The 11,772-nt window shown below is 61.7% G+C and carries 8 protein-coding genes; all 8 read right to left on the bottom strand.

Features of this window, described 5'->3' with window-relative positions:
• Positions 1–9: 9 nt before the first annotated feature.
• The 8 genes from urtE to atzF all read right to left on the bottom strand — a co-directional run bounded on the left by urtE (position 10) and on the right by atzF (position 11,671).
• Positions 10–708 (bottom strand): urea ABC transporter ATP-binding subunit UrtE, encoded by a 699-nt coding sequence (gene urtE / locus ABIB18_RS07990; RefSeq protein WP_031376037.1) that lies wholly within the window; start codon positions 706–708, stop codon positions 10–12.
• Position 709: 1 nt separating this feature from the next.
• On the bottom strand, positions 710–1,501 hold the full coding sequence (gene urtD, locus ABIB18_RS07995) for an urea ABC transporter ATP-binding protein UrtD (RefSeq protein ID WP_031376036.1): 792 nt from the start codon (positions 1,499–1,501) through the stop codon (positions 710–712).
• Entirely contained in the window at positions 1,494–2,570 is a 1,077-nt protein-coding gene (gene urtC, locus ABIB18_RS08000; protein ID WP_354473942.1) for an urea ABC transporter permease subunit UrtC, read from the bottom strand. The genes urtD and urtC overlap by 8 nt, the downstream gene beginning before the upstream one ends.
• Positions 2,570–4,135, bottom strand: a complete 1,566-nt coding sequence (gene urtB, locus ABIB18_RS08005; RefSeq protein WP_089561358.1) for an urea ABC transporter permease subunit UrtB — start codon at positions 4,133–4,135, stop codon at positions 2,570–2,572. The genes urtC and urtB overlap by 1 nt, the downstream gene beginning before the upstream one ends.
• Before the next feature lie 109 nt (positions 4,136–4,244).
• Positions 4,245–5,513, bottom strand: a complete 1,269-nt coding sequence (gene urtA / locus ABIB18_RS08010; protein ID WP_354473943.1) for an urea ABC transporter substrate-binding protein — start codon at positions 5,511–5,513, stop codon at positions 4,245–4,247.
• A gap of 29 nt (positions 5,514–5,542) precedes the next feature.
• A complete protein-coding gene (locus tag ABIB18_RS08015) occupies positions 5,543–6,244 on the bottom strand; it encodes a GntR family transcriptional regulator (protein WP_031376033.1) in 702 nt (233 codons plus the stop codon).
• Between the two features lie 9 nt (positions 6,245–6,253).
• Positions 6,254–9,871: an urea carboxylase gene (uca, locus tag ABIB18_RS08020; RefSeq protein WP_354473944.1), complete on the bottom strand. Its 3,618-nt coding sequence runs from the start codon at positions 9,869–9,871 to the stop codon at positions 6,254–6,256.
• Between the two features lie 3 nt (positions 9,872–9,874).
• Positions 9,875–11,671 (bottom strand): allophanate hydrolase, encoded by a 1,797-nt coding sequence (atzF, locus tag ABIB18_RS08025; protein WP_354473945.1) that lies wholly within the window; start codon positions 11,669–11,671, stop codon positions 9,875–9,877.
• Positions 11,672–11,772: the final 101 nt, after the last annotated feature.

Consider the following 11,772-nt stretch of genomic DNA (forward strand, 5'->3'; position numbering starts at 1 on the left):
ATGCGCGGCCTAAATCGCCACCAGGCCGCGCACGCCATCGGCTTCCATGCTGTCGCCGCGGCCACGCTGCACGATTTCACCGCGCGACATCACCAGATAGCTGTCCGCCAGTTCAGCCGCAAAGTCATAAAACTGCTCGACCAGCAGGATCGCCATATCCCCGCGCTGCGCCAGCTGACGGATCACCGCGCCGATCTCTTTGATCACCGACGGCTGGATCCCTTCGGTTGGCTCATCCAGGATCAACAGCTGCGGCCGACAGGCCAGCGCCCGGCCGATCGCCAGCTGCTGTTGCTGGCCGCCGGACAGATCGCCGCCGCGCCGCGACTTCATGGCAAACAACACCGGAAACAGCTGGTAGATCTCATCCGGCACCTGGCGAGCCTGCGATGCCGGAAAGCGGGACAAACCGAGCAGCAGATTCTCTTCCACCGTCAGCCGCGGAAAAATCTCCCGACCCTGTGGCACGTAAGCAATGCCGGACTGCACCCGCTGGTGCGGTTTACGGCCGTTAAGCTTCTGCTGCTGCCAGCGGATCTCACCCGATTTAGCCGGGATTAACCCCATCAGACATTTCAGCAGCGTGGTTTTGCCCACGCCGTTGCGGCCCAGCAGGCAGGTGATCTCGCCCACTTTTACCTCAAACGACAGGCCACGCAAAATATGACTGCCGCCATAATATTGATTCAGTTCAGTAACCTGTAACATCTTATCGCCCCAGATAAACGTCGATAACCTGCTCATTGGCCTGCACATCACGCAATGATCCTTCGGCCAGTACCTGACCCTGATGCAGCACCGTCACGTGGTCGGCAATGGTTTCGACAAAGCCCATATCGTGCTCCACCACCATCAGCGAATGCTTACCCGCCAGGTTGCGGAACAGCTCGGCGGTGTAGTCCGTTTCAGCGTCGGTCATTCCCGCCGCTGGCTCATCCAGCAGCAGCAGGTGCGGCTCCTGCACCAGCAGCATGCCAATCTCCAGAAACTGCTTCTGGCCGTGCGACAGCAGGCCCGCGCTACGCTGTCGTTCTGCGCCGAGCCGCAGCAGCTTCAGCACCTCATCGATCCGATCCTGCTGCTCGCCATTGAGGCGCGCGCGCAGACTGGCCCACACCGTTTTTTCGGCTTTCAGGGCGATCTCAAGATTCTCGAACACGGTTAACGCTTCAAACACCGTTGGTTTCTGGAACTTACGGCCGATCCCGGCACGGGCGATTTCAACCGGCGACAGGCGGGTAAGATCGCTGTCCTGATCGTAGATCACCCGCCCGGAATCGGGCCGCGTCTTACCGGTGATCACATCCATCAGCGTGGTTTTGCCCGCGCCGTTGGGGCCGATCACGCAGCGCAGTTCGCCGACGCCGATCTGTAACGAGAGATCGCTCAGGGCGCGGAAGCCGTCGAACGAGACGCTGATCTTCTCCAGTTGCAGCACCGGATCGCGCTGCGCCCGATGGCGATCCGCCGGATGAGGTTGAGTAAACAGTGCGTCAGTCATGTTTCCTCCGGCGCAGCAGGCCAATCACGCCGTGCGGCAGAAACAGCGTCACCAGGATGAACATCAGGCCGAGGAAAAACAGCCAGTATTCCGGGAAAGCGACGGTGAAAAAGCTGCGCGCGCCGTTAACAATCGCGGCACCCAGCAGTGGGCCGATCAGCGTACCGCGCCCCCCCAGCGCCACCCAGATGGCGGCTTCAATCGAGTTGGCTGGCGACATCTCGCCGGGATTAATAATCCCGACCTGCGGTACGTAAAGCGCCCCGGCCAGTCCGCACAGCATCGCCGACAGGGTCCAGACAAACAGCTTAAAGCCGCGCGGATCGTAGCCGCAGAACATCAGGCGGTTTTCGGCGTCGCGCACCGCAGTCAGCACCCGGCCAAACTTGCTGCGTGCCAGTGCGAAACCGATCGCCAGGCTCAGCAACAGCAATCCTACCGTGGCGATAAACAGGCCGATGCGGGTGCCGATCGCGCTCACTGAAAAGCCGAGCAGGGTGGTAAAGCCGGTGAAACCGTTGTTGCCACCAAAGCCGGTTTCATTACGGAAAAACAGCAGCATACCGGCGTAGGTCAGCGCCTGGGTGATGATCGAAAAGTAAACGCCTTTGATGCGGGAACGGAAGGCAAAAAAGCCAAATACCAGCGCCAGCAATCCCGGTGCCAGTACGCTGAGGCACAGCGCCCAGGCGAAGTGCTCGGTTCCGCTCCAGAACCACGGCAGCTCACGCCACGACAGAAAGGACATAAACGCCGGTAAGCCTTCACCTGCCGCCTGGCGCATCAGATACATGCCCATCGCATAACCACCGAGAGCAAAAAACAGGCCGTGACCCAGCGACAGTAATCCGGCGTAACCCCACACCAGGTCGAGGGCCACTGCCACCACCGCATAGCAGAGGATTTTGCCGAGCAGCGTCAGGGTATAGGTGGAGATCGCCAGCGGATGGCCGGCGGGCAGCAGCGCCAGAAACGGCATCACCAGCAGCGCCAGAGTGACCACCATGCCGATGCTGAGGGTCAGGCGCGGCGCTTTGCGCGCGGCGCGGAGCGTTATGGGTTGCGTCATCAGTCAGTCACCCTTCCCTTCACCGCAAACAGTCCCTGAGGACGTTTCTGGATAAACAGCACGATAATTACCAGAATCAGGATCTTGCCGAGCACCGCGCCGATCTGCGGTTCCAGCACTTTATTAACAATGCCGAGGCTGAAGGCAGCGACCACGGTGCCCGCCAGCTGGCCGACGCCGCCCAGCACCACCACCAGAAACGAGTCGATAATGTAGCCCTGTCCCAGTTCTGGCCCGACGTTGCCGAGTTGCGACAGCGCCACGCCGCCCAGTCCGGCAATACCAGACCCCAGACCAAACGCCAGCATATCGACCCGGCCGGTCGGCACGCCGCAGCAGTCGGCCATGGCGCGATTCTGCGTAACGGCGCGCACGTTCATGCCAAGACGGGTGCGATTCAGCAACAGCCAGGTGAGTGCCAGCACAAAGATCACAAACAGAATCACGGCGATGCGGTTCCACGGCAGCACCAGGTTAGGCAGCACCTGCAGTCCGCCTGACAGCCACTGCGGATTTGCCACTTCGAGGTTTTGCGCCCCGAACAGCATGCGCACCGCCTGAATCAGCATCAGGCTGATACCCCACGTCGCCAGCAGCGTTTCCAGCGGGCGACCGTAAAGATGGCGGATCACCGTGCGTTCCAGCGCCATTCCGATGGCGGCCGTCACCATAAACGCCACCGGCAGTGCCAGCAGCGGATACCAGGCCAGGTAGTGCGGCGCAAACTGCTGAAACAGGCTCTGTACCCACCAGGTGGCATAAGCACCGAGCATCAGCATTTCACCGTGCGCCATATTGATCACGCCAAGCAGACCGTAAGTGATCGCCAGTCCCAGCGCCGCCAGCAGCAAAACCGAGCCCAGCGACAGGCCGCTGAACGCCTGGCCCAGCAGATCGCCCCACATCAGGCGTTTCTGAATCTGTTGCAGGCTGTCGGCGGCGGCGGCACGCACCGTGGCGTCTGGTTCGTTCGCCGGCTGGGTTAAGCGTTGCAGGCTGGCCTGAGTATTGGGATCGCTGGATTCGCCCAGCAGCTTAACTGCCTTCAGCCGCACCATCGGCTGGGCATCTGCCAGCTGCAGGTTGGCCAGCGCCAGCGCCAGTGCGGCATGCACCCGGCTATCCTTTTCGGCGGCCAGCCGCTGCTCAATCAGCGACAGCTGATCGGCTGCGCCGTCATTTTGCAACTGTCGCGCCGCGCGCAACCGCAGTCCGGCATCGTCGCTCACCAGCTGATGCGCCGCCAGCGCGCCGTTGACCAGCACCCGCAGCCGGTTGTTCATAAACAGTTTTTTCAGGCTGCCGTTCGGCTGTGGCTGGGCATCCAGCGGCAGCAACCTGCTGCCCTGCTGGCTGAACGGCTGTTTATTCTGGTCGATGACCACGTTTTCGGCGTGCAGCGCTTCCAGCAGCGGTAACCGGCTGCTGTCTGGCGCGGCAGCCCACTGTTGCAGCAGCGTCGCCTGCTGGCTACGGCTGGCAGCGGCGAAGTCTGCCGCCGGTCCGGCACTGGCAAACAGCGGCATCAGCAGCAGCAGGCTGAAAAGGCAGCGGCAAAGGTTCATAGAGAGGACCTCGTTAAATGGATGGCGGCGGACGACCTGATTTGCCGTACGCCATCAGCGCAACGGGCAGGCGCCGGTCGGCAGAGCCGCAGACCGGCACGTCACGCGCTTACTGCGCGGCTTTCACCGGGTGGTCGGGCTTCTTATCATTACCGGCTATGTACGGGCTCCATGGCTGAGCGCGTACCGGTTGATCGGTCTGCCACACCACGTTGAACTGACCGTTCTCTTCCACTTCACCGATCATCACCGGCTTATGCAGATGGTGGTTGGTCTGATCCATGGCCAGGGTAAAGCCGTCTGGCGCTTTGAAGGTCTGACCGGCCATCGCCGCCCGTACTTTATCCACGTCGGTGGTGCCAGCTTTTTCTACCGCCTGCGCCCACATATGAATACCGACATAGGTCGCTTCCATCGGATCGTTGGTGACCACGCTGGCGGCATTCGGCAGGTTGTGGGCTTTGGCATAAGCACGGTAGTCAGCGACAAATTTAGCGTTGGTCGGGTTATCGATTGACTCAAAATAGTTCCACGCCGCTAACTGACCGACCAGCGGTTTGGTATCGATACCGCGCAGCTCTTCTTCCCCGACCGAGAAGGCCACGACCGGAATATCGGTGGCTTTAATGCCCTGATTAGCCAGCTCTTTATAGAACGGAACGTTAGAGTCGCCGTTGATGGTGGAAACCACCGCCGTTTTGCCGCCGGCAGCAAACTTTTTGATGTTTGAGACGATGGTCTGGTAATCGCTGTAACCAAACGGGGTGTAGACCTCTTCGATATCTTTATCCTGGACGCCCTTACTGTGCAGGAAGGCACGCAGGATCTTGTTGGTCGTGCGGGGATAGACATAATCGGTGCCGAGCAGGAAGAAGCGTTTAGCACTGCCGCCATCCTCGCTCATCAGGTATTCAACCGCCGGGATCGCCTGCTGGTTGGGCGCTGCGCCGGTATAGAACACGTTAGGTGACATCTCTTCGCCCTCATACTGCACCGGATAGAACAGCAGGCCATTCAGCTCCTCAAACACCGGCAGCACCGATTTGCGCGATACCGAGGTCCAGCAGCCAAACACCACCGCCGCCTTGTCCTGGGCCAGTAGCTGTCGTGCCTTCTCGGCAAACAGCGGCCAGTTAGAGGCGGGATCGACCACCACCGGCTCCAGCTTTTTCCCCAGCACGCCGCCTTTGGCGTTGATCTCATCGATGGTCATCAGCGCCACATCTTTGAGTGGCGTTTCCGAAATCGCCATGGTCCCTGACAGGGAGTGCATGATGCCGACCTTAATGGTGTCAGCCGCCTGCGCGCCCCAGGCGAGGCCGATGCTGGCAACGGTAGCGGAGAGAGCAAAAGCCTTGAGCAATGAACGTCTTTTCATCGTGTTAAAACCCCTCAATTTTGTGTTTGTTATTCAATGGGTTGAAGCCGGGCCTGCTGGAGTCGGTGCAAAGTAATTTTCCTGACTTCCGCCTTGCTGACGGCGATGTGGTCAGTCAGGATGCGTTGTGCCTCCTCGGTCTGTTGCTGAAAAATTGCCTGTAAAATCTGTTCATGCTCCTGATAGGTGGCGGTTATCCGATCGTCAGAGGTGAAGTCGAGACGGCGGATAATGCGGATTTTCTCCGTCAGTTCGGCGTGAATACGCGCCATTTCCGGATTACCCGCAGCGGCCACCAGCGTCATGTGAAACGCCTCATCGTGCTGCGATACCGTCAGGCCGGCGGTCAGTCGCTCCGCCTGGCACCAGAAGCGCGTCAGCCCGGTTAACAGGGCGCTGCACTGGGCGGCGGGCAGGGCGCACAGCCGTTTTACCGCTTCACACTCCAGCACGGTTCGCAGGTCATACAGCGCTTCGAACCAGGCGAAATCGAAGTTCCTGATCTGCCAGCCGCTGCGGAACCAGACTTCAACAAAGCCTTCGCGTTCCAGCCGGAACAGCGCCTGACGTACCGGCGTGCGGCTGACCGCCATCCGCCCGGCAATTTCACTTTCACTGAAGCGATCGCCGGGCATCAGGCGAAAGGCGAAAATCTCCTCCTTCAGCGCCTGATAAACCCGTTCCGCCAGCGCTTCCGGGCGGGCTTTCGGGGAGGGAGACTGCATCGTCATGGTGACTCCTTATTCCAGCCACAGCAGGGTTTCGCCCGGACTGACCGGACGGCCCGCCTGGCAGGCAATGCGTTTCACCTGACCACTCCGGGGAGCGACAATCGCCAGCTCCATCTTCATCGCTTCGACGATAACCAGCGTCTGACCGGCGCTGACCGTTTCACCCGGCTGCACCAAAACTTTCCAGATGTTGCCGTTCATATCGGCCTGCACCGCTAGCGCGCTGTCATCCTGCTCAGCGATCGGGGTCGGCGGGTCCAGCGTCGGCGGCGCACTCTGCTCTTCCTGCGCCCACAGCGTCACCTCCTGCTCAAACGCGGCGGCCTGACGCTGGCGGAATGCGGCGATATCATCAGCGTTGTCCGCCAGGAATTGCTGGTGGGCAGCAAAATCAAACAGCGTCTCTTCGATCCGCAGGCTGGTGCGGCCTTCGCGGAAATCTTCCCGCAGCTGCGTCAGCTCGGCTTCACTCACCGGATAGAAACGCACCTGATCGAAGAAGCGCAGCAGCCACGGCTGTTCGGCGGCAAACTGGGGATTTTTCAGGAAGGTGTTCCAGATCGGTAACGTCCGGCCGACCAGCTGATAGCCGCCGGGTGAGTCCATGCCATAGATGCACATGTACATGCCGCCGATGCCGACCGTGCCTTCGGCGGTGAAGGTGCGGGCCGGGCTGTATTTGGAACTCAGCAGACGATGGCGCGGATCGATGGGCACTGCACAGGGCGCGCCAAGATAAACGTCGCCCAGTCCTAGCACCAGATAGCTGGCGTTGAACAGGGTGTCTCTGACCTGTTCACGCTGGGTTAAGCCGTTGATGCGCTGAATAAAGTCAACGTTGTTCGGCAGCCAGGGAGCGCTGGCGCGTACCGTTTCCTGGTAGCGCGCTACCGCGCCGAGGGTGGCGCTGTCTTCAAACGCCATTGGCATCCACACCACTCGCGACGGCACTTTCAGCGTGCTGACATCGCCCAGCGTCGCCTCCAGCCCCAGCAACAGCGACATCAGGTCGGACTGGCTGATGATGCGGCTGTCGTAGCGCACCTGCAGTGAACGCACGCCGGGTGACAGCTCTTCTACGCCGGGCACCGCTCGTTCGCTCAGCGCCATCATCAGCAGGTGAACGCGCAGTCGCAGCGCCAGATCCAGCACGTTGTCGCCATATTCAATCAGCACATATTTGTCACCGGCCTGACGGTAGACCGCTTGCGGCGTGGTTGCGGTGGCGTCAATCGCCGCCAGTATGGTCGCGGAGCCGCTGGCGGTTTCGGCCAGCGACGGCACGGCAAACGTCGGCGCATGGTGCGGACGCAGGGTGGCGATCACCTGCTGCTGCGCCTTTTCTCGTGCCAGCGCGTCATCGGCACTGATCGGATGGAAACGAATGCGATCGCCTGGTTTAACCTGACCGACTTTCCACAGTTCGGCTTTGGCGATGGTCACCGGACAAACGAATCCGCCGAGGCTCGGGCCGTCGTGCGTCAGGATCACCGGAAAGTCACCGGTAAAATTGATGGCGCCAATGGCATATTCACAGTCGTGAACGTTAGAAGGGTGCAGGCCCGCCTCGCCGCCGTTGGCGCGGGTCCAGCTCGGTTTCGGACCGACTAACCGCACGCCGAGACGGTTGGAGTTGTAATGTACCTGCCAGTCGCTGGCAAAGAATTCGTCGATGGCAGCCTGGGTGAAGAAGTCTGGTGCGCCGTGCGGACCGTAGAGCACGCCGATACGCCATTCGGTGCCGTAGTGCGGAATCAATGCGGCATCAAGCGCCTGAGGGGCGCTGACCGGAGGCGGAGTGGTGCAGGCTGCCAGCGCAGGCCGGGAGATCGGCAGCATATCCGCAACCCGCAGCGTCCGTCCGGCATGGCCGCCAAACTGACCCAGCGAGAAGGTGCTGCGGCTGCCGAGATATTCCGGTACGTCGAAACCGTTGCGTACCGCGAGGTAGCCGCGGCAACCCTGCTGCGCGCGGCCCAGTGCCAGGGTTTGTCCCGCTTTCACCGTCAGCGGCTGCCAGTTGCTGACCGGTTCGCCATCCAGCGTGGCGGCGCAGTCAGCGCCGGTCAGTGCCACCGTCGCATCAGTGTGAAAGCGCAGCGTCGGGCCCTGCAAGGTAAACTCGAGGCCGGCCGCCGATTCGTCATTGCCGACAATCCGGTTCGCCAGACGGAAGGCGAAATCATCCATCGGACCAGACGGCGGAACGCCAATATCCCAGTAGCCGAGGCGGCCCGGATAATCCTGAATCGAACTGAAGGTACCCGGCTGCAGCACTTCAATCACCGGGGCGGCCGGGGTGAAACTGTCGAGAAAGCGTGTCCAGACCGTGCCGCTGTGAAAGGCCTCAGTCGCCACGATCTGGCGCAGGTAGTCGAGGTTAGTGGCGATGCCGTGCAGCTGGGTGGCATCCAGCGCCTGCTGCATTTTTGCCAGCGCCGCCTCGCGGCTGTCGGCATGTACAATCAGCTTCGCCACCATCGGATCGTAGAAGCTGGAGACTTCGCTGCCGGTTTCAATGCCGCTGTCGATGCGCACGCCAGTGGGAAAGCTGACGGCGGTTAACAGGCCTGGGCTGGGCTGGAAGTTCTTCAGCGGATCTTCCGCGTAGAGTCGCACTTCAATGGCGGCACCCTGGGGAGCCTGCTGCAGGCGCGGCCAGTCAATCTCATCGCCCGCCGCCACTTTTAGCATGCACTCGACCAGATCCAGCCCGGTCACGCATTCGGTAACCGGATGCTCAACCTGCAGACGGGTATTCACTTCGAGAAAGTAAAACGCCTGCTGGGTGACGTCGTAGATGTACTCCACGGTGCCGGCGCTGCGGTAGTTGACCAGCTGGCCCAGACGGACCGCCGAAGCCAGTAGCGCGTCACGCGTGGCCGGGGACAGGCCCGGCGCCGGGGTCTCCTCTACCACCTTTTGATTACGGCGTTGCAGCGAGCAGTCGCGCTCACCCAGCGCCACCACGGTGCCGCGGCCATCGCCGAAAATCTGCACTTCAACATGACGCGCGCGATCGATGCAGCGCTCCAAAAAGACGCCCGCGTCACTGAAAAACTGTTCGCCGAGGCGGCGCACGCTCTCCCAGGCACTGGCTAACGCGGCGGCATCGGCGCAGCGCGTCAGACCAATCCCACCGCCGCCGGCGGTACTCTTCAGCATCACCGGATAGCCGATCTGTTCGGCGGCCTGCAACGCCGTCTCCAGCGAATCCAGCAGCGGCGTGCCGGGCGTCATTGGCACACCGGCTCGCGCGGCCAGTTCACGGGCGCGGTGCTTCAGGCCGAACTCACCGATCTGCTGTGCCGTCGGGCCGACAAAAGCGATTCCCGCCTGCTCACAGGCTTCGGCGAACGGCAGGCTCTCTGACAGGAATCCGTAGCCTGGCCAGATAGCGTCAGCACCGCTCTGCTGTGCCGCTGCCAGAATTTTGTCGATGCGCAGATAGCTGTCGCTGGCTTTATCGCCGCCCAGCGCAATCGCCACATCGGCCTGCTGAACGTGCTGCGCATTACGGTCGGCATCGGAGTAGACCGCCACGCTTTTCACGCCGAGGCGCTTCAGGGTACGGATGGCGCGACAGGCAATTTCGCCGCGGTTGGCAATTAATACGGTGCTGAACATGGTTCAGAGACTCCCTTGTGTCGCCAGCCAGTTGCGCCAGCCGCCAGTTTCGGTAATTTCCAGCGCGTTGTTCAGCGCCGAGCCTTCACAGATAAAGCCTTTCACTACCCGACCGTCTGCCAGCGTCAGGCTGCCGATGCCCAGCGGTGGCGGGATTTCTGCCACGAACTCGCCAAAGCGCGCCAGCGGGATATCCCACAGCTCGACGGTGATGGCGGCACCGCGTTCATCGCGCATCAGGCCCGGTTTTTTGATCGCGCCGTCCAGCAGTGCGAACAGCCGATAGTGAGCGGCTGTTTGCGTCTCCTCTACCCACACCGCATCCCGGCTGGTTAGCTGGAAATTGAGCGGCATACCGGTGAGGTGAGCGCCGACCACCGCAACACGCACGTGATCGGAGGAGGGCGGCAGGGCGCGCGATCGGGTGGGCTGTGGCTGGCCGGTGGCACCGAGCGGCAGCGCCAGTTGCTGCTGCCAGCGCAGACCGAACTCAGCCAGTGCACGATCGTGCCAGGCGGGTGCGATCAGCGTGATGCCCGCCGGTAAATCGTCATTGCGGAACGGACCGGGCAGCGCCAGCGCGGCGAGGTCGGCCAGATTGGTGAAGTTGGTATAGGTGCCGAACTGCGAGTTGTAATGCACCGGCTCCTGAGCCATCTCCGCCAGCGTGTGGATGGTGGGGGAGGTCGGCACCACCAGCGCGTCAAACTGCGCCAGGGTCTGCTGAATTTGTCGCGTCAGCTCGGCCCGCAGGTACTCCGCCTGATAAGCCTCAACGGCGCTGTATTTCAGGCCGCTGGCGACGATGCCGTGCACCACCGGGTCCATCTCAGCCGGACGTTGCAGCATCTCGCCGACTGCGGCGGTGCGCTCGGCTACCCAGGGACCGGAATAGAGCTGCTCAGCCAGCTGGCGGAACGGAGTGAAATCAATCGGATGCAGCGTCACGCCCGCCACCAGCAGCGCTTCCAGCGCCTGATCCCAGGCCGCTTCGGCCGCCGCATCATCAAAGAATTCGGGATTGGCCGGTACGGCAAAATGTGGATGAGCGGGCAGGCTGGCCGGGGCCGTATGCGGATTGACGCGCGAATAGGCGTCACCGGCGTCGAATCCCCCGGCGAGGCTGGCGACGGTAAAAGCGTCTTCCACCGTCAGCGCGAACACCGACAGGGTGTCATTCAGCCGGCAGGCTGGCACCACGCCGCGGGCAGAGAACCAGCCTTTGGTCGGTTTCAGACCGACAATATTGTTAAACCCGGCCGGGACCCGACCCGATCCGGCGGTGTCGGTACCGAGGGAGAAGCCGACCAGCCCGCGCGCCAGTACCGAAGCTGAACCGGAGCTGGAGCCGCCACTGACGTAGTCGGCATCAAAGGTATTAGTGACCGCGCCATACGGCGAGCGGCTACCGACCAGGCCGGTCGCGAACTGGTCAAGGTTGGTTTTGCCGATCACTACCGCGCCGGCGGCTTTCAGCCTGGCGACCACCGTCGCATCATTGTCAGCGATGTAAGTGAAGGCCGGACAGGCGGCGGTGGTAGGCCAGCCAGCGACATCGGTGTTGTCCTTGACGGCGAACGGGACGCCAAACAGCGGCAGCGACGCTGGGTCGCGTTGAAACTGTGCCAGCAGCGGTTCCAGCTGCGCCATTAGCTGCGCCGGCGTGGCAAGATAGATCCAGGCATTATCCTGCGGATCCAGCGCCGCCAGATGGGACGCCAGCAGCGGAATGATCTGCTGTGGGGCCAGTTGCAGCCGTTGCTGCCAGTCGTGAAGGGTTAAGCCAAAGGTCGAAGCCATACGATGAATTCCAGCTGGTATACAAGATGGAGTTCAACAGAGCAAAGGCTGTGCCATTTTTTTAACACCCTGATTCAACGGGTTATCCGCGTTTGTCATAA

It is taken from the genome of Pantoea sp. UYEF8 (assembly GCF_040546285.1).
In the GTDB taxonomy this organism is placed as follows: domain Bacteria; phylum Pseudomonadota; class Gammaproteobacteria; order Enterobacterales; family Enterobacteriaceae; genus Pantoea; species Pantoea brenneri.